Source organism: Celeribacter baekdonensis B30, assembly GCF_000299875.1.
Taxonomy (GTDB): Bacteria; Pseudomonadota; Alphaproteobacteria; order Rhodobacterales; family Rhodobacteraceae; genus Celeribacter; species Celeribacter baekdonensis_A.
The window spans coordinates 189886-213987 of sequence record NZ_AMRK01000006.1 but is presented as its reverse complement, the minus strand read 5'-3'; the positions used below and the strand labels follow the sequence as shown (position 1 = coordinate 213987).

The 24102-nt window shown below is 57.3% G+C and carries 17 protein-coding genes and 1 tRNA gene; 5 read left to right on the top strand and 13 right to left on the bottom strand.

Going from position 1 to position 24102, the window contains the following annotated elements; genetic code table 11:
* Entirely contained in the window at positions 1-375 is a 375-nt protein-coding gene (gene uraH / locus B30_RS12625; RefSeq protein WP_009572479.1) for a hydroxyisourate hydrolase, read from the bottom strand.
* Positions 376-511: 136 nt separating this feature from the next.
* Between uraH and puuE the strand changes: the two genes are divergently transcribed.
* The 3 genes from puuE to B30_RS12610 are packed head-to-tail and all read left to right on the top strand — an operon-like array spanning position 512 to position 3260.
* Entirely contained in the window at positions 512-1957 is a 1446-nt protein-coding gene (gene puuE / locus B30_RS12620) for an allantoinase PuuE (protein WP_009572478.1), read from the top strand.
* Positions 1954-2781 (top strand): bifunctional allantoicase/(S)-ureidoglycine aminohydrolase, encoded by an 828-nt coding sequence (locus B30_RS12615; RefSeq protein ID WP_009572477.1) that lies wholly within the window; start codon positions 1954-1956, stop codon positions 2779-2781. The genes puuE and B30_RS12615 overlap by 4 nt, the downstream gene beginning before the upstream one ends.
* Positions 2781-3260, top strand: coding sequence for an ureidoglycolate lyase (locus B30_RS12610; RefSeq protein WP_009572476.1), 480 nt, complete (start codon positions 2781-2783; stop codon positions 3258-3260). Before B30_RS12615 ends, B30_RS12610 begins: the two co-directional genes overlap by 1 nt.
* Positions 3261-3323: 63 nt before the next feature.
* Here the strand turns inward: B30_RS12610 and B30_RS12605 are convergent, their stop codons facing one another.
* The gene (locus B30_RS12605; RefSeq protein ID WP_009572475.1) at positions 3324-6902 is read right to left on the bottom strand and encodes a hydantoinase B/oxoprolinase family protein; all 3579 of its coding nucleotides are present in this window, start codon (positions 6900-6902) and stop codon (positions 3324-3326) included.
* A 194-nt stretch (positions 6903-7096) separates the two neighbouring features.
* On the opposite strand from B30_RS12605, the gene B30_RS12600 reads away from it, so the two are divergent.
* Together B30_RS12600 and B30_RS12595 are read left to right on the top strand one after the other, a co-directional pair.
* Positions 7097-7173: transfer RNA gene (locus tag B30_RS12600), tRNA-Met, on the top strand.
* A 168-nt stretch (positions 7174-7341) separates the two neighbouring features.
* Positions 7342-10044, top strand: coding sequence for a DUF2339 domain-containing protein (locus B30_RS12595; RefSeq protein ID WP_040402453.1), 2703 nt, complete (start codon positions 7342-7344; stop codon positions 10042-10044).
* A 21-nt stretch (positions 10045-10065) separates the two neighbouring features.
* On the opposite strand, the gene B30_RS12590 is transcribed toward B30_RS12595, so the two are convergent.
* The 11 genes from B30_RS12590 to urtA all read right to left on the bottom strand — a co-directional run bounded on the left by B30_RS12590 (position 10066) and on the right by urtA (position 23615).
* Positions 10066-11076, bottom strand: a complete 1011-nt coding sequence (locus B30_RS12590; RefSeq protein WP_009572473.1) for an ABC transporter ATP-binding protein — start codon at positions 11074-11076, stop codon at positions 10066-10068.
* Positions 11076-12362 (bottom strand): MGH1-like glycoside hydrolase domain-containing protein, encoded by a 1287-nt coding sequence (locus B30_RS12585; RefSeq protein ID WP_009572472.1) that lies wholly within the window; start codon positions 12360-12362, stop codon positions 11076-11078. The genes B30_RS12590 and B30_RS12585 overlap by 1 nt, the downstream gene beginning before the upstream one ends.
* The gene (locus tag B30_RS12580; protein WP_009572471.1) at positions 12359-13570 is read right to left on the bottom strand and encodes a carbohydrate ABC transporter permease; all 1212 of its coding nucleotides are present in this window, start codon (positions 13568-13570) and stop codon (positions 12359-12361) included. Before B30_RS12580 ends, B30_RS12585 begins: the two co-directional genes overlap by 4 nt.
* Positions 13567-14814, bottom strand: a complete 1248-nt coding sequence (locus tag B30_RS12575; protein ID WP_009572470.1) for a carbohydrate ABC transporter permease — start codon at positions 14812-14814, stop codon at positions 13567-13569. The genes B30_RS12580 and B30_RS12575 overlap by 4 nt, the downstream gene beginning before the upstream one ends.
* Positions 14815-14885: 71 nt before the next feature.
* Positions 14886-16235 (bottom strand): ABC transporter substrate-binding protein, encoded by a 1350-nt coding sequence (locus B30_RS12570; RefSeq protein WP_009572469.1) that lies wholly within the window; start codon positions 16233-16235, stop codon positions 14886-14888.
* A 24-nt stretch (positions 16236-16259) separates the two neighbouring features.
* Complete coding sequence (locus B30_RS12565; RefSeq protein WP_198430609.1) at positions 16260-17375, bottom strand: LacI family DNA-binding transcriptional regulator; 1116 nt, start codon at positions 17373-17375, stop codon at positions 16260-16262.
* A gap of 137 nt (positions 17376-17512) precedes the next feature.
* Positions 17513-18211, bottom strand: a complete 699-nt coding sequence (gene urtE / locus B30_RS12560; protein WP_009572467.1) for an urea ABC transporter ATP-binding subunit UrtE — start codon at positions 18209-18211, stop codon at positions 17513-17515.
* 13 nt (positions 18212-18224) lie between these two features.
* On the bottom strand, positions 18225-18965 hold the full coding sequence (gene urtD, locus B30_RS12555) for an urea ABC transporter ATP-binding protein UrtD (RefSeq protein WP_009572466.1): 741 nt from the start codon (positions 18963-18965) through the stop codon (positions 18225-18227).
* A complete protein-coding gene (gene urtC, locus B30_RS12550) occupies positions 18962-20188 on the bottom strand; it encodes an urea ABC transporter permease subunit UrtC (RefSeq protein WP_009572465.1) in 1227 nt (408 codons plus the stop codon). The genes urtD and urtC overlap by 4 nt, the downstream gene beginning before the upstream one ends.
* 3 nt (positions 20189-20191) lie before the next feature.
* Positions 20192-22144 carry an urea ABC transporter permease subunit UrtB gene (urtB, locus tag B30_RS12545; protein ID WP_009572464.1) on the bottom strand — a complete coding sequence of 651 codons (1953 nt, stop codon included), beginning with the start codon at positions 22142-22144 and terminating at the stop codon, positions 20192-20194.
* A gap of 181 nt (positions 22145-22325) precedes the next feature.
* A complete protein-coding gene (gene urtA / locus B30_RS12540; protein ID WP_009572463.1) occupies positions 22326-23615 on the bottom strand; it encodes an urea ABC transporter substrate-binding protein in 1290 nt (429 codons plus the stop codon).
* Positions 23616-24102: the final 487 nt, after the last annotated feature.

The window sequence follows — 24102 nt, the reverse complement described above, 5'->3', positions numbered from 1 at the left end:
TCAACTCCCCCGATATGTTGAGTAGCCAAAAGGTGATAACAACAACGGCACGTGGTAATGCGACTCTGGATCGCTGACACCGAAAAGGATCGGAATAATGTCTAAAAACAACGGCTCTTCCCCGCCCTGCCCTGAGGCGCGCAGATAATCACCCGCCAAAAAGATCAGCTCATAGGTTCCGATTGAAAACGACTCTTTGGGCAGGATCGGACTGTCTGTTCGACCATCCGCATTGGTGACCATCTCCGCCAAAAGCTTGCGGTCACCTCCGCCCAAGTCATATAATCTGATCGTCAGACCCGCAGCCGGAACACCGCGCGCCGTGTCCAAAACATGGGTGGTCAAAAACCCGGAAGTCATGTGTTTCTTGCTCATTTTCAATGCGTTTCTCAAAAAGGCTGGCCTATGATGAAGGAAAGGGCAATCAATCTTTTGCACTTCCCCGACGGTAAACGTAGAAAAAACAAGCGAAAGCCTACCAATTAGTCAAAATTCACGAAGGCCTCTCAAAATGCAAAAATATCCGCCGCGTTATGTCCGAAATATGCAGGGCTATGGGGCCAACGCGCCCGATCCGCAGTGGCCCGGCGGCGCGAAAGTGGCTGTGCAATTTGTGCTGAACTATGAAGAGGGTGGCGAGAATTGCGTGTTGCATGGCGATGCCGCGTCTGAGGCGTTTCTGTCCGATATTGCTGGAGCCGCCATGTGGCCCGGACAGCGCCATTGGAACATGGAAAGCATCTATGAATATGGGGCGCGGGCCGGGTTTTGGCGGCTGCATCGTTTGTTCACCGGGGCCAAAATTCCGGTGACGATTTACGGCGTCGCCACCGCTTTGGCCCGCAGCCCGGAACAGGTTGCCGCGATGCAAGACGCGGGTTGGGAAATCGCTTCGCATGGCCTCAAGTGGGTCGAACACAAGGACATGCCCGAAGCCGAAGAGCGCGCCGCCATTGCCGAGGCGATCCGGCTACACACAGAGGTCACGGGCGAACGGCCCAATGGTTGGTACACCGGGCGGTGTTCGGAAAACACCGTGCGTTTGGTCGCCGAAGAAGGCGGATTCGACTATATCTCTGACACTTATGATGACGACTTGCCCTATTGGATCGAGGTCGGCACACGGGATCAACTGATCATCCCCTACACGCTTGAGGCCAATGACATGCGCTTTGCCACGGCTCCCGGCTATATCACCGGCGAACAGTTCTATACCTACCTCAAAGACGCCTTTGACGTGCTCTATGCCGAAGGCTCTGAGGCGACGCCGAAAATGATGAGCATCGGGTTGCATTGTCGCCTGATCGGCCGCCCCGGCAAACTCGCGGGCCTTAAGAAGTTTATCGACTATATCCAAGGGTTTGATGGCGTTTGGACACCGAAACGCATCGACATTGCGCGGCATTGGGCCAAGACCCATCCGCACAGCCGCAAGCCCCGTCCAAGTCAAATGACGCGCGAAGATTTCGTTGGCACATTTGGCAGCATCTATGAGCATTCCCCATGGATTGCCGAACGTGCGTTTGATCTGGAACTCGGGCCCGCTCATGACAGCGCTGTCGGCATCCATTCCGCGCTGTTTCGCATGTTCCGCTCAGCCTCTGAGACGGAAAAGCTCGGCGTTTTGACGGCGCACCCGGACCTCGCCGGGAAACTCGCCGCCGCCAAACGCCTCACGGCGGAAAGCACGGCAGAACAAGCCTCCGCCGGGCTGGATGCCTTGACCGACGATGAACGCGCCACATTCGAACGCCTCAATTCGGACTACACCGAAAAATTCGGCTTCCCCTTTATCATCGCCGTGAAAGACAATACCAAAGACAGCATCCTTGCGGCGTTCAAAACCCGTCTGGAGCACTCACGTGACACCGAATTCTCTACGGCCTGCGCCCAAGTCGAACGCATCGCTTGGCACCGTCTGGTCGACCTGTTTAGCACCATGGAACACCCTGAATGACTTACGCCTTCCCCCCCGGCGGCTTGCCCTCTCAAAGTGAAACCCCCGAAAGTACGGCGATCTTTACACCGGCTTACGCGGTCATCCCCGCCTCTGTGCAACGCGATATTGTCACCAGCTTTCTACCCGGCTGGCACGGCATGCGCATGTGGGTTTTGGCGCGCCCGATGACAGGCTTTGCCGAAACCTTTGCCCAATATGCGGTCGAATTGGCTCCTGGTGGCGGCACCTCTGAGCCTGAACCGGATCGTTTGGCCCAGGCGGTGATCTTTGTGGCCTTTGGCGAGCTGCGTCTCTCGATCGGCGGAGCGCGCTCAACCCTCACGGCGGGACATTTCGCCTATATCCCCGCAGGTGCGGTTTGGGAGATTTGGAATACCTCCGAAACCCCCTGCGGCTTTCACTGGGTCCGCAAACGGTTCGAACATATCGCAAGCCTCAATCCGCTCGAAGCCTTCACCGTGCACGAAACCGACGTCCCCAAAAGCGAGATGCCCGATTGCGATGGCGTTTGGGCGACACAGCGGTTTTTCGACCCTTTCGATCTGCGCTATGACTTCCATGTCAATATCGTCAATATCCTGCCCGGTGGCCGCATTCCCTTTGCCGAAACCCATGTGATGGAACACGGGCTTTATGTGCTCTCGGGCACAGCTAAATATTTGTTGAACAAAGATTGGGTCGAGGTCGGCCCCGGTGATTTCATGTGGTTGCGCGCCTTTTGCCCGCAAGCCTGTATTGCCACAGGCGACGCGCCGTTTCGCTATCTGCTCTATAAAGATGTGAACCGCCACGTTTCTCTTGAACTTGCCGGTCATCGCTGATGAACCGCAAGATCACCATAACGCCTTTGACGGCCAAAGCCTTTGCCCCCTACGGCGATGTCTTGGAGGCCCGCGGCGCACCCGACAAACTGATCAACGCAGGCAAATGTGGGCGATTTCATGATCGCGCCAAGGTCGATGTGATGGAGGCGCGTGTTGGCATTTCGATCTTCAAAGCCGATCTGCGCGCTCTGCCCTATACGTTTGATTTGATTGAAAGACATCCCGAGGGATCGCAAGCGTTCATTCCGATGTCGGACGATCCGTTTTTAGTGATCGTCTCTGACGGGCCGGAAACCACGCCCAAAGCGTTTCTGACGGATGGCACCCAAGCGATCAATTTTCACCGAGGCACATGGCACGGGGTTTTGACGCCGCTCGCGGGCAATGGGTTGTTCGCCGTGATCGACCGCATCGGTGAGACGCCGAATTTGGAAGAACATGTGTTCGAGACACCTTGGGTGGTGACGCGCGGCTAATGGCCGGGCCCCTTAGGAAGCCTTGGCCGGGAGTATTTTTCTACACTGAAAACAGCGGCGCAGCTATGCCCCAAAGCCCCCGCCCCCCGGCGTTTCCATGACGAAGATTCCGCCCTCTGGCAGATCAATTTCATCGTTGCCTTGCAAATCGACGCGGGTGCCATCGGGCAATTCGGCCCAATTGCGACCTACTTGCCCCGGCGCGCCCCCCGCCACTCCAAAAGGCGGAATAACCCGATGCGAGGACAGCGTTGTGACCGTCACCGGCTCCAAAAATTGCATCCGTCGCACCGCACCATTGCCGCCGTGATGCGCGCCCGCACCGCCCGATCCATGACGAATGGAGAATTCCAAAAGCCGGACCGGAAAGCGCGATTCCAACACCTCGGGATCGGTCATCCGCGTGTTGGTCATATGGCTTTGCACCGCGTCAGAGCCGTCAAAATCCGGCCCCGCCCCGGTGCCGCCCGCGATGGTTTCATAGTTCTGAAACCGCGCATTGCCCCAGACGAAATTGTTCATCGTGCCTTGTGATCCGGCGATCACGCCGAGCGCGCCGAACAGCGCATTACAGGCAGCTTGCGACACTTCGGTGTTGCCCGCGATCACGGCGGCGGGGGCGCGCGGGTTGAGCATGGACCCTTCGGGCACCTTGATCGTCAATGGCGTCAGACACCCCTCATTCAGCGGGATGTTTTTACCCACCAGCGTACGAAACACATAGAGCACAACGGCGCGCGAAATCGACAAGGGCGCATTGAAATTACCCTCTTGTTGTGGCGAGGTTCCGGTGAAATCGACGATGGCGGAGCGGGTGCCGCGATCGACCGTGATGGCCACCTGGATCTGCGCACCGCTGTCCATTGGATAGGTGAAGGAGCTGTCCGAGAGGCGATCAATCACGGCGCGCACAGAGGCTTCTGCATTGTCTTGGACATGTTGCATATAGGCGGTGACGGTGGCCGCGCCGTAGCGCGACACCACCCCCATCAAGGCACGTTTTCCGGTTTCATTGGCGGCCACTTGGGCCTGAAGATCGGCGATGTTTTGGTCTATATTTCGAGCCGGGTAGCGGCCAGAGGCCAAGATTGCGCGAAGATGCGCCTCTTGGAACACACCGCCTTTGAGCAGGCGCGTGTTTTCGATCACGACGCCTTCATCTTCGAGGCTGCGACTGTCGGGCGGCATCGAGCCGGGGGTCCGCCCACCGACATCGGCATGATGGCCGCGCGAGCCGAGCCAAAACGCGGGTTCACCGTCCAAAAACACCGGCGTGACCACGGTAATATCGGGCAAATGCGTGCCGCCACGATAGGGGGAGTTGAGTACAAAAGCGTCGCCTTCCGCTACATCCGGGTTGAGCTGCATGACGGTTTGGATACTGTCGGACATCGACCCCAAATGCACCGGAACATGCGGCGCATTGGCGACCAAATGACCCTGCGCGTCAAAGATGGCACAAGAGAAATCGAACCGCTCTTTGATGTTCACCGACCATGCGGTGTTGGCCAAGGTCGCGCCCATTTGATCGGCCACGGACATGAACAAATTCGACATGACCTCGAGCAGAATCGGATCGGCGTCTGTGCCCACGGCAGCCATGCGCGTGGCGGCGGTGTCGCGGGTCAAAATGAGATTGCCGAACCGATCCAACTGCGCCGCCCAACCGGGTTCGACGAGATTGGTTCCGGTTGGTTCTGAAACGACAGCAGGACCGATGATGACGCTGTCTTGGGGCAAAGTTTGGCGGTCATACAGCGGCACCTCACCCCAACCTTCGGCACGGACCGTGACATGCGCTTTGGCTCTGACGGCATCTGTCGGCATCGGCTGCGGTGTGGGCGCTTCGCCGGTGTCACCGATGGCTTCGACGGCAATCATGTCAAGGATGAGATCACGGCCCGGAGGCGCAAAACCAAAACGCGATTTATGCGCATCTTCAAAGGCTTGGGTCATATCTGATGCGGTGCCAAACGGCACATCGAGGGTTTGATGCGAGCCTGTGTAGCGCAGATGCGCCCGGGTCAGAATGCGGATGTTCGACAGGCCTTGGGCGGCGACTTCGGCCTCTGCTTCGGCCCGCAACCGAGCGACTATGGCCTCAGCCGGAGCAAGGTTCGAGAGCGGACAATCCGCCTGTGCCTCCCGCAGGGCGCGAATGTCAGCCAAGCCCATGCCATAGGCCGAAAGCACGCCGGCAAACGGGTGGATCAGCACCCGCGTCATGCCCAAAGCATCGGCCACGAGACAGGCGTGTTGCCCGCCCGCGCCGCCGAAACATTGCAAAGTGTAATCGCTGAGATCATGGCCGCGCTCGACCGAGATTTTCTTGATCGCATTGGCCATATTATCGACCGCGATTTTCAGGAAACCTTCGGCAACCTGTTCCGGGTTGAGCGACTGTCCGGTGGCCGCGTTGATCTCTTGGGTCAGGACCGCAAAGCCGCGCTGGGTGGCCGCCAGATCAAGCGGTTCAGTGCCCTCCGGGCCAAAGACAGGCGGGAAATGATCGGGCGACAGTTTGCCCAAAAAGACGTTGCAATCGGTAACCGTGAGCGGCCCGCCACGCCGATACGAGGCAGGCCCCGGATCGGCCCCCGCCGACTCTGGGCCGACCTGAAACCGCCCATCGCGAAAGGTGCAGATCGAGCCACCGCCCGCCGCAACCGTATGAATATCCATCATCGGCGCGCGCATTCGAACGCCTGCGACTTCGGTCTCAAAAGAGCGCTCATAGAGCCCCGCATAATGGGACACATCGGTGGAGGTGCCGCCCATGTCAAAGCCGATGAGATGATCAAACCCCGCCGCCTCGCCCGTGCGCACCATGCCAACAATGCCGCCCGCCGGGCCGGACAGGATTGCATCGCGACCTTGGAACAGCGCCGCGTCGGTGAGACCGCCGTTCGATTGCATGAACAACAGCCGTTCGCAGGCGTGCCCTAAAGAAAGTGCCGATGCGACCTGATCGACATAACGGCGCAGAATGGGTGAGAGATAGGCGTCAACCACAGTGGTGTCGCCACGCGACACCAGTTTGGCGAGGCGGGACACCTCATGCGAGGTGGAGATTTGGGTGTAACCAATGGCGCGGGCGATCTCGGCCACGCGGGCCTCGTGATCGGGGTTCAAATATGCGTGCAAAAAGGCTATGGCAACCGCGCGCAACCCCGCGTCATAACCCGCTTGCAGGGCGGCGCGTGCGGCCTCTTCGTCCAGCGGCGTGACCACACAGCCATTGGCATCAAGGCGTTCGGGAACCTCGACCACCTGTTCGTACAAAAGATCGGGCCGCTTGATATGAAGGGCAAACAGATCGGGTCGGGTTTGATAGCCGATCCGCAAAAGGTCGCGGAACCCTTCGGTCATAAGAAGCAAAACCCGCTCGCCTTTGCGCTCCAAAAGCGCGTTGGTGGCAACGGTCGTGCCCATTTTAACGGCGCGAATGCGGCCTTGGGGAATCGTGTCGTCAAAGCTCAGGCCAAGCAGATCGCGAATGCCCTGTTCCGCCGCATCGACATAGCGCTCGGGATTGTTGGAGAGCAGCTTATGGGTGTGCAATGTCCCATCCGGTGCGCGCCCGACGACATCGGTAAACGTGCCGCCGCGATCAATCCAAAACTCCCACTGTGCCGCGCCCATCCGTCGAAATCCCGCCCTGATTGTCGTCCTTAGGGCGAACCTATTGGATCATCTCCCAAGCAACAAGCCGACAGAGGCATAGAGCCCACAGGTCGCAAAAATCAGATCGCGATTGGAATGCACAATTTGTTCGGGATCTGGCGCAATTTCCCTCTTGACCCCCTGCGCCCGACCGACTAACTACGCGGCACTTCGGCGGTGTAGCTCAGTTGGTTAGAGCAGCGGAATCATAATCCGCGTGTCCGGGGTTCGAGTCCCTGCACCGCCACCATCCCTCCCAAGTCAAATCCAACATCAACCGTCCGAGCATATCAGGGCTGGGTCCAATATCGCGACACAGGGTAAGGCCCGCCTCGTCAGCTTGACCCGCCACGGGTCTAGACTTTCATAAAAAGCTCTGCTCAAACACTATGATGTTTTTCATATGTGGAATGGGTCTTTGGAAGCTCTGCTTGTTATTCTTGCTGTTTTGGTTGCCGCAACGCCGATCGCCGTTGTGTATCTTTTGATCTCTAACGCCAATTTGAAAAAGCGCCTCACAGCTCTTGAAACGCGGCTGCATGACGGCAAGGGCGCCACCTTGATCCAAGCGACTGCGCCCCATGATCTCGCGCCCACGGCCTCACACGTACCGCCGGACCCAGAAAACTCAGTCGAGCCAAAAACAGACACAGTCACCACAGCCCAAGTTCAGACCGAACCAACCCCCGAAGCCCCGTCGCAAGCGGTGGTCTTTAACGCGGACAACGTGCAGGCTCTGGTCACATGGCTCACGAAGAACTGGTTCTACGTGGCCTCGGCCTTATCCTTGGCGTTGGCCGGTATTTTCCTTGTGATCTACAGTGTGGAGCAGGGCCTTTTGCCCCCCGCCGTGCGGATCACCGCCGCCTTTGTGTTTGGTGGAGCTTTGGTCGCGGCCGGTGAATATATTCGTCGGCGCCACGGCGATGATGAAAGCAGCAGCACGGCCTATTTGCCATCGACATTCTCGGGCGCGGGGATCGTCACCCTCTTCGCCTCCGTGCTTGCGGCCCGCCTGTTGTACAATTTTATCGGCCCAGAAGTGGCGTTGATTGGCATGGCAATCGTTGGGGCTTTGGCCCTGATTTTAGGGTGGTTTTACGGACCGTTTTTGGCCGCTGTCGGTGTGATTGGGGCGATGATCGCGCCCTTTGTCATCGGCGGAGCCTCTGACACCCCGTCCTTCTTGTTGCTGTATTTCTTCATCATTTCAGCCGTTGGGCTGTCCATTGACACCCTGCGCCGCTGGGCGTGGGTGTCGGTCATCTCCTTGGTCGCGGGGTTTGGCGCGGGCACGATGTTGATGCTCGCAGCCGGTTGGCCGGTGCCGCTCTATTTCACGATGTACTGCGCAGTCTTGGCGGTGATCGCGATTGCCATTCCCGTGCGCAAATGGATGCCAGACCATACCGGAACCCTGCTCAGCCTGACCGTGTTCTCCAGAGAAACCGACATCGCTTGGCCCGAATTTCCCGTACGCCTCGCAGGCGGTTCGGTCCTCACATCAAGCGGCCTCATTCTCTTTGCCGCACTTGAAACCACCCATGTCGATTTGTTCTGGACGGCTGTGGCCATGCTGTCCCTGCTCACGCTCGCGGTCCTGATTTGGGCGCGCAAAGCCCCCTCACTTGTGGACTTGGCCATTCTACCCGCGGGGGCGTTGGTTGCGATTGTCGCCTCAAACGCGCAGCTGTGGCAATTGTCGCAAGACTTAGGCTCTGATTTTCAGGCGCCGCAGATGTCCCTTATGGCCAGTATCGTCGTGGCCATCGGGCTTTTGCTATCCATCGCTGGCGCGTGGCGATCACTGCAAAACGGTCCGGCACAGATGTTTGTCGCCCTGGGGGCCGCAACCTTGGCCCCCGCTCTGGCCATCGCAATGGAGGTGTTTTGGCACCCCGCCGACAAACTGGGCACTTACGCTTGGGCCCTACATGCGATGATCATTGGCGCGGTCATGGTCGGCATGGCGGAACGGTTTGCCCACGCTGACGGCCCCGAGCACCGCGAGCGCATGTCCTTTGCTATCCTCTCCGCCTTAGCCTGTATCGCCTTTGCGATGATCATTATGTTCAGCTCCAGCGCCCTGACCACCGCCATCGCCCTGACGATTGTCGCGGCGGCGTGGCTGGACCGGAAATTCAACCTGCCGCTGATGAGCCTCTACATGCTTGCGGGCGTTGTTTTCGTTGGGTATCGGTTGGTCATCGATCCGGGCAAGGACTGGGCGATTGAGGCCCCGCTTGCGGATATGCTTTTGTCCCATGGCGGTGCGGTTGTGGCCTTTGCTGTGTCCTATGTTTTGGTGAAAGCCGCACAGCGTCAAAACGCCATGATCCTGTTGGAAAGCGCCGTGTTTTCCTCACTCGGCATCCTTGTGTCGATCCTGCTCTATCGCGCCATCGTCAGCCTGAGCGGCGTGAATGATGTGGACAGCCATTGGGCCTTTGGCATCGGCGCAACGATTTGGATCGTGCTGGGCATGGCGCAACTGCACCGGGTACAGATCGGCGGGGCTTTTGCCATGGTTCGGCTCGGCCTTGGGAGCCTCTTTGTGTTGCTCGGCGGCTTCCTTGTCCTGCTGGCAATCACCGTTTCAAACCCGCTGTTCGACTCCTATGCCAACCTCATTTTGGGACCGAAAATTTTCAACACACTGATCCCGGCCTACCTGTTGCCAGCCCTCGCCCTCGGCGCCGGAACATGGCATTTGCGCATGATCTCAAAGCCACAAAAGATGGCATTCCTTGGCGCCGCTTTGGCCCTTGCCGGGCTGTGGTTGGTTCTGACGATCCGCCATTTCTGGCGCGGTGCCACGGGCATGGAATGGCCCGGAATGGATCAACCTGAACTCTACAGCTACACCGTTGCCTTGCTGGTGATCGGCGCGGGCGTGTTTTATCAATCCCTCGCTCGCCCCAATGCCACGCTCCGTAAAGCCGGACTGGTGTTTATCGGTCTTGCTGTGGCCAAGGTTTTCTTCCTGGATATCAGCGGCCTCGGGGGTCTTATCCGCATCTTCTCATTGCTGTTCTTGGGACTTTCTCTGGCGGGCCTAGCCTGGCTCAATCGCTGGGCAGCGGCACGCACCGAGACCGCCCCTCTCGCCAAGGACGAGTAGGGGTGCCAGGCCGCGGGCACCTTAGCGAATGGCAAGCCCGTCTGCGTCAAACAGATGGGTGCGGCCTTCGGCGAATTTAAGGCCAACCTTTTCGCCCGGTTGATGCGCCGCATCGCCCAGATCGCGGATGGTCATTTGGCCTGCGCCGTTTTCGATGTCGATGATGACATAGGTGTCGGCCCCCAGATATTCGACCACATCGACCACGCCGTCGATGTCGCCTTGCCCTGCGGGCACGATGGTGATGTGTTCGGGGCGCACGCCAAAATCTTTCGCGGTTTCGCCCAGTCCTACGGCGGTGGCCGGGATCACATTCATTTTGGGCGAGCCGATGAATTGCGCCACGAACAGGTTTCCGGGGCGTTCATATAGCTCTTTCGGCGATCCGACCTGCGCAATTTTACCCGCTTCCAAGACAACGATGCGGTCGGCCAAAGTCATGGCTTCAACCTGATCATGGGTGACATAAATCATCGTTGAAGCCAGTGAGCGGTGCAGTTTCGCCAATTCATACCGCATCTCGACCCGCAGCGCGGCATCCAGATTGGACAGTGGTTCATCAAACAAAAACGCGGTCGGGTCGCGCACGATGGACCGCCCGATGGCAACGCGTTGTCGTTGACCGCCGGAAAGGTCTTTGGGCCGCCGATCCATGTAATCGGTCAGCTTGAGCACATGTGCGGCCTCATCGACCTTTTGGGCGATCACCTCTTTCGGCTCACCCGCCGCTTTGAGCGCAAAACCCACATTGTCACGCACCGACATGTGCGGATAGAGCGCGTAGGATTGAAACACCATGGCAAGGCCGCGTTTGGAGGGTGGCTCCGAGGTGGCATCGCGATCACCGACAAAAATCTTGCCGCGCGAGGTCTCTTCCAATCCTGCGATCATCCGCAACAGGGTGGATTTGCCACAGCCCGAAGGCCCGACGAAAATGATGAATTCGCCCTCTTCGATCTTAAGATCAACGCCTTTGATCACCTGAATAGTGCCGAACCATTTTTCGACGGCCTGAAGTTCAATACTCGCCATTACTCTGTCTCCTTGCCTGCCGTTTGCACTGCCGCGCGGTCCTTGCCGCACCATGTCAGCCAAATCGCGGCGGTCCAGCCAAAGGACGCGCCGCCACAGGGCGTGCCGTCCATCGGATCATAATATTCCCAAAATCCGCCCGCCTCGATCAAAGCCGCGGTTTCATTGCGCAGGCGCGTTTCAGCCTCGTTCCGCCCCATGTCGGTCAGCCCCATGGCGATCAGGGAATTGACCACCGGCCACGTTGGCCCGCGCCAATACCGCCTTGGATCAAAGCGCTCCGACTCCGGGTCGGCAGAGGGCACACCAAAGGCAACCTTGTCCCAAATCCGGGCAAAATGCGCATCCAACGCCGGACGAGACACCCCCGCGAAATAGGCCAGAAATGCGCCGGACCCGAGCACATTGGCGGACTGGCCCGTGCGCAGATCATAGGCGTCAAACCACCCTTTCTCGGCGTTCCATAACTTTGAAGCTCCCTCACGAAGCTGGTCGTGTTGCGCGCTCAAATCGGCGGTGTCTTCGCCCAAGATCCGGCCAATTTCGATCAGATCAGAGAAAGCCCGCAACAGCACAAAGGTGATGCCGGGATCGGCCATCAAAAACGGCCCGTCCTCATACATCGCGCGATCGTTCCAATGAACCGAACGGCCAAAGGCCAGGATCGCGAGATAGCGGTCATAATCCCATTTCAATGGGCGCTCGTCGGCGTTCACATGGCCAGTGTCGCGCCGGGTGTAAGGATCGTCCTCATTGATCTGCACCCCCTCCATGCCAATGTCCCAATCCGGGCAATTGTCGCGCCCGGATTCCCACGGATGAATGATCGCCACCGGCCCATCTTTGCAGCGCTCGCGCATCCACCACGCATGCCACGCGACCAGCTTTGGGTAGAGGGTTTTGAGATGCGGCAGGCCCGCTTTTGGGTCCATCTCGTAGAGTTTCAAAATCAACGTAGCAGCCACGGGCGGTTGCGAAATCCCAGAGGTCGGCGGCGTCTGCGTTGCGCCCCACACGCCCGGTCCGGGGAAGTAATCCGGGTCGGGATTGTGGAAAATAATATGCGGGACCATGCCCGTATCCCATTGAGAGGAAAACAAAAGATCAACCTCTTGCCACGCGCGCGCCATATCAAACGTGCCATAACCCCAGGCCGAAAACATGCTGTCCCAATTCCATTGATAGGGATAAAGCCGCGCCGTTGGGATGGTGTAGCCGCCGCGATCATTGCCCAAAAGGACATCGCGCGCCGCTTGATCAAGGGGGTTTTCGATTGCCGATGTCATCCTTTGACACTCCCTGCCGTAAGGCCTTTGGTCATGAATCTTTCCAGGCCTAAAAACAGCGCCATGATCGGCACCGTCGCGATGACCGACCCAGCCATCAGGTGTTGACGCGGAATTTCAGACGAGTTGAGCGAGGCAATGCCGCGCGTGAGGGTGAATTTGGATGGATCATCCAAGAGCATGAAGGCCAAAAGGAATTCGTTCCAGGCGATCATAAAGACGTAAAGCGACACCGAGGCGAGCGCGGGCAGTGAGAGCGGCAGGGTGATTTTCCAGATCACCTGAAGCCGCGACAGACCGTCCATCAACCCCGCCTCTTCGATCTCCGCAGGCAGGCCGCGAAAGTAGCCTTGGAGCATGTAAAGCGCCACCGGGATGGTCGTGACCGGATAGATCATCACGATGCCGGTGATCGAATTGCGCAGACCCATCATCGAAAAGCCGATGTAGATCGGCAGCGCCAAAACGATCATCGGTACCATGTAAATCAACAAGATAGAGCGCGAAAACGCCACCTGTCCACGAAACCGGAGCCGCGCCACGGCATAGGCGCCGGGGATGGCAAAGGCCAAGGTGATCAGAACTGTGAGCACCGAAATGTAGAAAGACGTCCACATGTAAGAGCCGAAATTGAACTCTGTCATCAGCTCGGTATAGGAGCGGAACAGCCCCCAGCCCTGAGACAGATCAATCGAGAAATCGAGCGGATTTTGCATCAGCTGCGATTGGTTTTTGAGGCTGGTCATCACCATGACATAGAAGGGAATGACCACAATGGCAGTGAAGAAAATATAGCCGAACCCTTTGAGCGCCATGATCACAGCGCCCTCGAATTCATGCCGCGTGAGCGTGCCCATTGGGAGGTCTTCGACAAAACGCACCATCGGCCAACCGATCCCAACGCCCAAAAACAGCGCTGCCGCAAGACGCGCGACCAGGGAGACATTTCCAGTCAAAACCGGGCCTATGCCGAGGCTGAGAACCGCAAAATAGACGATGCAAAGAGCCGCCACGACAACACGCATATGACCCCGTCCAACCAGTACAAACCCGGTGAGACCACCAAAGAGCAGCGACCACAACAGCGACGGGCGAAAGGCCTCGCCTGTGGCAAAACTCATCGCCACAGCAACCGTGACAGCGAGGACAAAGGTCCAAAGCGCGCCCAGAAGCGGGCCAGTGAGAGATCCGAACCGGAGCATTTTCATAGCCCTTCCTCCTTTGAGATGACTTTGAAAAAGAACACGGAGAACAACAAAAGACAGGCGAAAATCACCACGGCCACCGCCGCCCCCGCACCGATGTTGGAGACGGCAAAGGCCTGTTCATAGACATTGACGGTCAAAACCCGCGTACCAGCATTGCCACCCGTCAAAAGGAAAATGTCGTCGAATTTGTTGAAGGTCCAAATGAAGCGCAACAGGAACAGCACCGAAAGAATGCCCAACAGTTGCGGCATCGACAGATACCAAAACTGTTGAAACGGTGACGCGCCGTCCATGTCGGCGGCCTCATACATATCGGTCGGGATGGATTGCATCCGCGCCAAAATGAACAGAAACGACAGTGGAAAATAGCGCCAAATCTCAAACAAAGTGACCATGATCAGCGCCAAGGGCCGCTCGCCAAAGAAATTTATCGCGCCTTCGGTGACGCCCATTTGGATCAAAAGCGCATTGGCAGACCCCGAGAACGGATCAAACAAAAGAATCCACGCAAAGGCCACGGCGATGACGGGCGCCACATAGGGGAACAGATACAACCCACGTAAAATGCCTTGGCCACGAAACGAATGATTGAGCAAAAGAGAGGCGAACAGCCCCATGATCATCGCGCCCAATGTGCCGAAGATGGTGTAAAATAAAGTCACACCCAACACCGACCAGAACTCGCCCCCGTCAAAGACGGATACAAAATTCTTAAACGTGAAATCGCCATTGGTGAGGACAAAGGAGGCTTTGCCGTCAACCTCAACGGGGCTGGTCTCAACGTCGGTGGCTTGGTCAAAAAACGCCTGTTCGGTCACCACGGGGATGGTCAATGTGTCACGAAAGCCGCCCTCCCAATCGCCCAAATCACAACGCAGCATCGCGTCCGAAACCGTACAGCGCGGATCAAGATCACCCACAATGCTCAGACCTACAGGCCAGCTATCGGTAAGCGTGACCCCGGTGATTTCAGATTTGGGAGAGGAGTTGCGCAAACGGTAGCGCAACGTCGCTTCATCCCCCGCCACGCTGGGTTTGCCACGCAAATCCTCGCGCACAATGGCCTCCGGCGCGCGCAGATCAGAGAGCGAAACGGGTTTGACCGAAATCCAGAAAATTGCCAAAAGCGGCAGGATCACCACAAGAGAAACGGCGGTGATGGTTGGGGCCAAAAGCCCCCAGGCAAGGCGCGCCTCGGTCCGGGCCAATGGCCCGGCCCCGCGCGGAGGTCCGATGTCCGACATGGTGTACCCCGTGTCCGGTGTAAGAAAAAGCGGGGCAATCTGGTCGCCCCGCAGGAGATCAAAGAACGCGCTTATTCAATCGCGCCAAGCTCTTTGTTCATCTCGGCCACGGCGGTGGCTGCATCGACTTTACCGTCAATATATTCGCGCACAACGCGGTTGATGACCTGAGAGTTGATCATTTTGGACGCCAATGCGAGTTGGCCGTCTTTCACGCCCCACCGCTGCGCCACGTTCAAGCCGCCGACGATTTCGTCGATCATGTCTTGTGCATAAAGATCGCCCAAAGCGGCTTTGCGATCGACGCCAACGGGCAGCTCTGCCCAGGCTTTGGCAAACGCATCCGGATCTTCGGCAGTGCCGCGCCGCACCGGGAATTTGCCTTCTGGCGCAATCGACAAGGTTTGGGTGTAGCCTTCGTCCATCGAGTATTTCACGAACTCCTCCGCCGCGTCGGTGGACGCATCCGAAGTGATGCCGAAATACCGAATGTCACCCCATGCCGCGCCATCGGGATTGGACGGCCCGGAAAAGGTGGTGACGATACCGGTTTTAGAGGCCAATTCCGGCGAGGTTGGATCATCGTTGATCGTGGGCGGGGCGCTGTCGCGCAGGCCGGCCAACTCATCAAGAATAAAGGGCGACCAGATGATCATCGCGGCGTTGCCAGAGAAATACAGCGTGCGCGATTGATCCCAATAGAGATCGCCCGGAGGCGACGCCTTAGAAATGGCTTTATAGAAATCAAGCACTTCGGAGGTTTTCGCCACGTCGAGCAGTTTGAACCCTTCAGGGCCAACCGGGCTGACGCCATTGGCCAAAAACACATGTTCGAGCACCTGAGACATAAAGTTTTCGTCGACCTTGGTCGCGGCGACGAAGCCGTACATTTCGGGCGGATTGTGCAATTTGGCCAAAGCGGTCTCAACCGCAGCATAGGACGTCGGCGCAGCAAGGCCCGCCGCGTCAAACAGGTCCTTGCGGTAGATGATCATCTGGGTCCAGCCATCGACCGGCACGGAAGCATAGCCATCGTCAATCGCCGCCATGGCAAGCGCACCGGGGGCAAATGTGTCGACGCCCAACTCTTCGATCACGTCGGCGGCCGCGTCTGTATCAAGGATACCGGCCTCAGCCCAAGGGAGCGCATATTGCAGCGGATGGTAAATCACATCCGGCAAATCGCCTGCGGCAAAGGCCGCGGTGGCGCGGGTGCCAAGATCGGATTCCGTGACCGGGATCACTTCGACGGTGTGGCCGGTTTTGGCCTCAAACTCTGCGGCCATCGCCTCTTGCCGGGCCAAACGCTCGGGTTGTTCTTCGGTGGTCCAAAACCGCAGCGTGTCGGCGGATGCCCCGAGACTGGACAACGCCAAGGCGGTGGCCGCCGTTGTCATGAGTGTCAGTTTGGTAAGTCGCATGTCTCTCTCCCTAGATGAGTTGCGTCACGTGTTTTGTGTGGCCCCTCGTTGGGCCAATGTGCGCACCAGTTGCTCTGGCGTCAGTTTTGGATGTCCTGTGGAGCCACCGGGACGGAATTCCGCCCGGATCAGGTGCTGGGCCACGGGGGCGTTGGGGTTGCGGATGCGTGCGATGAACATCTCTCCCAAAGTCGCCCCGGCTTTGCGGGTATCAACGGCGAAACTGGCCAATCTGGGCCACATGGCGGAGGCTTCGGGCGAGCCATCATAGCCGATGACCGACAGCTCGGTGCCAATAGCAAGTCCCAGTTCATTGGCGACATCATAGACCCCACGCGCCAAACTGTCCGTGGCACAAATGATGGCGGTGGGCGGGGTGTCGAGCGCCAAAAGGCGGCGGGTGGCAGCACTTGCCTGCTCCGGGGACAGTGCGCCCTCTTGCATCAGATCGGGATCAAACCCCAACCCCATCGCGTCGATGCCAGCTTTGTATCCGTCACGGCGCATGTGCGAAAAAGCATAGTATTCGGCACTGCCGATATAAGCGATGCGCCGATGCCCGAGATCGGCAAGATAGCTGACTGCTTCGGCCATGGCAGCTTCGCCTTCGACATCAAAATAGGACATGTCTTTTGAATTTCTTGGCCGCCCATAACAAATAAACGGGGTGTCCTCACCTGAAAGGCTTGCGATCCGCGGATCGTCCCAAAGCACACGCGGCAAGATAAACCCATCGGCTTTTTGATGCACAACCAGATCGCGCATGATGCGCAGCGTGTCGGCGTCATTTTCCGCCGTCGCAACGGTCAGGGTCCAGCCCTCTTTCGAAGCGGCTTGGGTCAATCCGGCCAAAAACTCCGCCAAAAAGGGGCGGTGCGCATCATGTTCGGACAATTGGATGACAAGTCCCAAAGAGCAACTGCGCCCGGTTTTGATCGCTTGGGCGTGGCTCAGCGGGCGATATCCCATCGCATTTGCGGCGCGAATAACGCGCACACGCGTGGTTTCAGCAATGTCAGGATACCCGTTGAGGGCACGGGACACGGTGCCTTTCGTCAGACTCAGTGCCTGCGAAAGATCGCTGATCGTCACCCGCCCATTGTCGCGGGAGCGTCGATCTAATTTGACGTCTGACCACACCTGATTCGCCTCCTCGGCCCCACACTGGGCCTCCGAAACCGGTTTCGGCAACGGCTTTTTATCAAACAGTCTGATTTTGCGGCGCGGCATGTATGCTGCGCCGCAGAGTCAGAAGTCTTTGATTGGCGATGAAAATCTCAGGCGATGCGGAAGGTTTTGGCCGCCTCTTCTTTCGAAATCTCGGATTTTGAATGGCGAGAGGTCACCCGACCGCGTTCCATGAACACAAGCTGATCCGCGAGGTCATAGGCAAATTCAAAATACTGTTCGACCAAGACAATCGCCATGTCGCCCCGGTCGCGCAAAAGTGCAATGACGCGGCCAATTTGTTGAATGATGTTGGGCTGAATGCCCTCGGTCGGCTCATCCAAAAGCAACAGTTTCGGCTTGATGATCAGGGCACGAGCAATGGCCAATTGTTGTTGCTGCCCCCCCGAAAGATCACCGCCGCGACGGTGCATAAACTCCTTGAGAATGGGGAACAGTTCGAACACCTCATCAGGAATAAAATGTTCGGATTTTGGCAGGCAGGTGAAACCAGATTCCAAGTTTTCCTTCACTGTCAAAAGCGGAAAAATCATCCGGCCTTGTGGCACCACCGCAAGGCCCTTTTTGGCCAGTTCATGCGCCGGGGCCCGCCCCACGTCTTCGCCATCAAGCATCATGGTGCCACCGGAGCGCGGATGGGTGCCACAAATACCTTTCAACAGCGAGGTTTTGCCAACGCCATTGGTGCCCATGACACAGGTGACCTCGCCCGCGCGAGCGGAAAGATCGACATCGTAGAGGATCTGAGAGCCCCCATAATGCAGTGAGAGATCTTTCACATCGAGCATGGTATTCTCTCCTTTAGCGGCCAAGATAAACGTCAATCACGTCTTTATTTTGCGTCACGTGATCAAGAGACCCTTCGGCCAAAACCGATCCTTCGTGCAAAACCGTGACCTTGCATTCAAGGCGGCGCACGAAATCCATGTCATGTTCAACCACCACAACGGCACGGGTTTTGGCGGCCTCTTTGAGGATGTCTGTGGTGTGTTCACGCTCACCCAAGGTCATCCCAGCGGCCGGTTCATCGACCAGCAAAAGCTGCGGATCCTGGGCCAAGAGCATACCAATCTCCAACCATTGTTTTTGACCGTGAGACAGCTCGCCGGATTTGCGCTCCAGCTGATCGGAGAGACCGATTTCGGAGGCAAGCGCTTCGACCTTGGCGAGGTCCTTGAATTTGGGTTTGAAGAACAGCACCGACCACGGCGAGCGGTCATTTTTGACCGCCATGAGGAGGTTTTCAAACACGCTTTGATCCTCAAACACAGTGGGACGTTGAAATTTACGCCCAATGCCGATGCGGGCGATTTTGGCTTCGTTCATGCCAATGAGATTTTTCGACATATCGCCCCAAAGCACAGAGCCTTCGTCGGGTTTGGTTTTGCCCGTCACGATGTCCATAAATGTGGTTTTACCCGCGCCGTTCGGCCCAATGATGGCGCGCATTTCCGCGGGACCGATGGAAAAGGAAAGGTTGTTGATCGCTTTGAATCCGTCGAAAGACACGGAAACGCCTGAGACTTCTAAAAGCTGGCTCATTGCTCCGCCTCCTCTTCGCGCAAACTGCCTTGGTCGGGGCCAAGCGGCGCACCTTTGCGGTCGGGGGACAAGCGCCCGGAGATCAGATCAAACAACCCGCCGATGCCTTTGGGCGCGAACAATGTGACGAGGACAAAGGAGAGGCCCAAAAGCACCTGCCACCAATCGACCCATTTGATCGTGTAGAATCCGAGGTTGATATTGGGGGCTTGACCGCCGGTGAAATAGGTCGAGACAAGCGAGACCACACCCGCGCCGATCACCGCACCATAGATGCGGCCCCTGCCGCCGATGGCGACCCACACCGCGAGGTAGATCGAGGCAATGGGCGCGATTTCAGCCGGGTTGATGATCCCTGCTTGCGGATAATAGAGCGCGCCGCCGATGCCCGCGATGATCGCGGTGAGGACAAAGACGAAGAGTTTGAACCCCTCGACCGAATAGCCCAAAAACCGCACCCGCGCCTCGTCATCGCGGATGCCGCGAATGACCGAGCCGAATTTGCCGGAGACGACGAAATTGGCGATGAGATAAGTGACAAGCAGCGCAAAGGCCGACGCCCAGAAGAACCAGATCGACACCGCATCCTGGGAGACCGCATCCAGTCCGGGTAGGTTTTGCAGGCCCGAAAGGCCGTTGTTGCCGCGCAAACCACTGTCGTTTTGGAACAGGTAAAGCGAGAGGGCGAGGGTCATCGCCTGGGTGAGGATCGACAGGTAAACGCCGGTGACACGCGAGCGGAAGGCGAGCCAGCCAAAGACCAACGCGAGGAGGCCCGGAACCAAAACGACCAAAGCGATCTGGGCCCAGAAACTATGGGCGAACATCCAGACCAGAGGAAAATCGGACGAGCCGACAACGCCAAAGATTTGCGTGCCAACGGCGTCTTTGATCTCCAGCGCCGTGGCGGGAATGTCAGCGGCGGCCATGCTTTCGACCACGATGAGTTTGGTGCGTGCGAACATCAGCCACATGCCGATCATATAGCCACCAAGGCCGAAAAAGGCGAAATGGCCGAGCGACAGAATGCCCGTATAGCCCCAAACCAAATCCATCGAGATCGCCACCAAGGCGAGACACAGTGTCTTGCCCAGTGTTTTGACGAAAGAGGTCGAAATCGCACCTGTTCCATAGGCCTCCGACAGGAACGTGACCGCGAGGGTAAAGATCAGCAACGTGGCGATAAAGGCCGGAAGCGAAGGGTATTTTTTCAAGAAATCCATGGATTAATCCCCCGCCGCGCGGCCCTTGAGGGCGATGATGCCCTTGGGACGGAACTGAATGAAAATGATGATGAAGATGATCATGTAGGTCTGCGCCGCCAAGGTGTTGGACGGGTTGAACCATTCGATGCCTTTTTGCAGGAACCCGATGCCCAAAGCGCCCAAAAGCGTGCCCCAGATATTGCCGACACCACCGACGACCACGGTCATGAAGCTCTGCACGATATAATCTGTACCCATTTCCGAGGTGACCTTGGCATAAAGCCCGATGGCCACGCCCGCGACACCGGCGATGCCGGAGCCAAGGCCAAAGGTGAGCATGTTCACACGGTCCGGGTTGATCCCCATCGAGGCCGCCATGCGCGGGTTTTGAGTGACCGCGCGGGTCTCAAGACCAAGGCGGGTTTTCTTCATGATAAAGAGGAAAATGCCCAGGAAAACCAGTGCGAGGACGAAAATCGCGATGCGAATGTAAGAAATCGCCAGCACATCGTTGAAGACCAAAGCGCCATCAAGCCAACCGGGAGAGGTGAGCGGGCGGGCTTGGGTGCCGAAGATATTTTTGGCGATTTGTTGCAGCGCAATCGAGACGCCGAAGGTCGCGAGCAATGTTTCAAGCGGGCGGTTATACAGCCATCGGATGATCAGCCGTTCCATCGCCACGCCAGCGGCGAAAGTGAGAGCAAAGGCCATCGGGATCGCGACGAGGATTGAGACGGTGTAATCCGGGATGATCTGTTGCACCACATAGCCGGTGTAGGCACCCATCATGATAAATTCGCCATGCGCCATGTTGATCACCCCCATCACACCAAAAGTGATGGCAAGACCGATGGCCGCGAGAAAATAGATCGACGCCAGCGACAGACCGTCCAATGAGAGATCGAGGAATTGGTTAAACCCAACGGCGCGGTTGATGGTGTGAAGCGTCTCTTGTGCGGCGTCGGTGACCGCAGCGGAAGGTTCGTCATAGACCTCGGCAAAGCGTACGCCTTTGACGGCGGCCTCCATGGAGAAGGCGGGATCAAAAGCAGCCACAAACCCCTCGGACGCAAGGGCTTGGTAAGCGTGATCGCGGGCCTCTTGACTGATCAACTCGGTCACCGGGATACCACCGACCTTGCCGTCAACGATGTGCTCTGAGAGAGCAGATTTGCGTTCAGAGATCGTTGGTTGCGCGGTTGCGGCACCGGCGGAGACCATGAGAGCGAAGGCATCCCGCACCGACAGCGCCTCTGACCCTGGTTTGATCTCACGTTTGATGTTTGCCGTCTCTGGCAGGTCTTCGGCATAGACCAGCTTGGCACTCAAAACCGGGTTGAGCGCGGCGCGGGCATCCAGCGACAGGGAGGAGGTAAAGCCCTTGATCGCAGCAATCCGCCTTGCGTCATCCTTGTCGAAAGAAATGGTCAAAAGCCGTTCTGTGACCTCTTTGAGGGCTTTGATCTCTGGGTTGTCCTCGTTTTCAATTGAGGCGCGCAGAGGGGCAAGATGCGACGCTTCGCCATCGCGCTGAATCGCCAAAAGCGCTTCACGACGTCGCTCTGCATCAGGGTCGTTCAGTTGGAATTGAACCAAAGCCGCGCCGATCATCGCCCGGATACCGGAGTTCGGTTTGAGCTGGGTCACATCGCCTTTTGACACGATTGCAACGGTCTCACCGGTGTCGAAATCCGTCAAAGTGACGTCAGAGCCCGCGACGGTTGCGGCGTAGAAAAACCCGTTCTCCGACCACTGCCACATGTCCTTGTTCTGCCATTTTTGCAAAACGGTTTGTGCCGAAGGCTGGCCGGAATTGGCCACGGCCTCAATCGCCGGACCGATGGTTGTACGCGAGGATTTTACGATGGCCTCGGCATGCTCTTGCAGCACATCTTGGATCGTCCGGTCCTGAGCCTGAGCGGTGAGCGCAAGGGTCAGAAACACCAGACAAGCCGCGAGAATTCGTCGGATCATGAGCAATCTCTTTTGGCTGGAAAAGAAGGGCAACAGGAGCGCCGCCCTTCATGCGTTAAATGGCAGCTTAAAGCGTTTCGGGATCAAATAGGTCATCGAGATGTCCCGAAACGCCCACGGCCTAAGTCAGATTTCACATGTTTCGGGTTTACGTCATCTCTCAACTTAAACCCGAAACGTTTTAGTAGTTGGATTTGATCTGAACGCAGGTCTTGGTTTCGGTGTTGTACATGCCACACCCGAGATCTTTCCAATCCGACATCAACACTGCGGATTCCGGCAAGAAATCGGTCCATGCGTCACCCGGCACCTCAGCGGTTTGGGAGATGATGTCAAACTGACCATCGGCCTGAATTTCACCGATCAGAACCGGCTTCGACAGGTGATGGTTGACGTTCATCACGGCGGTGCCGCCTGTTAGGTTCGGGAACTCTTGGCCGTACATTGCCGTGCGCACGGCATCCACGTCGGTGCTGCCAGCCGCTTCAACGGCATTCACCCACATGTTGAAGCCAATGTAATGAGCTTCCATCGGGTCGTTGGTCACGCGCTCTTCGCCCATTTTGGCTTTCCATGCGGCAATGAACTCAGCGTTAAGGTCGGATTCCGCGGATTGGAAATAGTTCCAGGCGGCCAAGTGCCCCACAAGGTTGGACGTGTCGAGACCGGAGAGTTCTTCTTCACCGACCGAGAAGGCCACAACCGGGATGTCATCGGCGGAAATGCCAGCCGCTGCGAGTTCTTTGTAGAAGCCGATGTTGGCGTCCCCGTTGATGGTCGAAATCACGCCGACTTTTTTGCCGTCTGCGCCCAACGCCACAACGTCAGAGACAATTTTGGACCAATCCGAGTGACCAAACGGCGTGTAGTTCACAAAGATGTCTTCGGCCGCGATGCCTTTGGATTTGAGGTAGGACTCAAGGATGTTGTTCGTGGTGCGCGGGTAGACATAATCGGTGCCCAAGAGCGCAAATTTCTCGACCCCCAGCTCATCGAGGAAATAATCCGTCGCCGGGATCGCCTGTTGGTTCGGCGCTGCACCCGTGTAGAACACGTTTTTGGAGGATTCCTCGCCCTCATATTGCACCGGGTAGAACAGAAGTCCGTTGAGCTCTTCGATCACCGGCAGCACAGATTTGCGCGACACAGAGGTCCAGTTGCCGAACATCACGTCCACATTATGAACGGTCAAAAGTTCGCGGGCTTTTTCAGCGAACAGCGGCCAGTCGGACGCAGGGTCCACAACCACAGCTTCGATTTGGCACCCCAGAACGCCACCTTTGGCGTTTTGTTCATCGATGAGCATCAGCATTGTGTCTTTGAGCGTGGTCTCGGAAATCGCCATCGTCCCCGAGAGCGAGTGCAACACACCAACTTTGACCGGGCACTCGGCGAAGGCCGCAGAGGCCATCGCGGTGCTTGCGAAAAGAGCAGTCGCCAGAGTGGCTTTGAGTTTGGTTTTCACTTCCATGTTCCCTTGTTGGAAGCCGCAGGATTGCAGCGTCTGCCTTTAAAAGGCGCCCATTCAATTGATTGAATTTTTGGACAAAACGCCTACATTCCCCTTTGCAGCGTAATTCAGTTGCTGTGAATGCGGTGGTGGCTACCGGCAAGTTCGTCGCCACCGCATGTCCTCTTTCGCACCTCAGATGTCGGGATGTCCCACGACAATGGCGCGCAGGACCAGTCTGTGTTCTCAGAAAACGCGCACACAAGCCTGTATACAAATGCACAAATGTCCGCGGATCAAATCCATTAAATTTGATTATTTTTTAGGCATATGTTTAAAGAATTGTCATATTGATGCGCGAAAGATAAAGGTATGGCGTTTGCTTTGCTCCACGCAAACACTGTCTGAGGCCAAGTGATTCCGCCGCATCCCGCACTCAAAATATATATAACTTGAGTGATTCCGCCCCGATCAACCGAATATTAGCACCTTACTGCAACCTTACCCG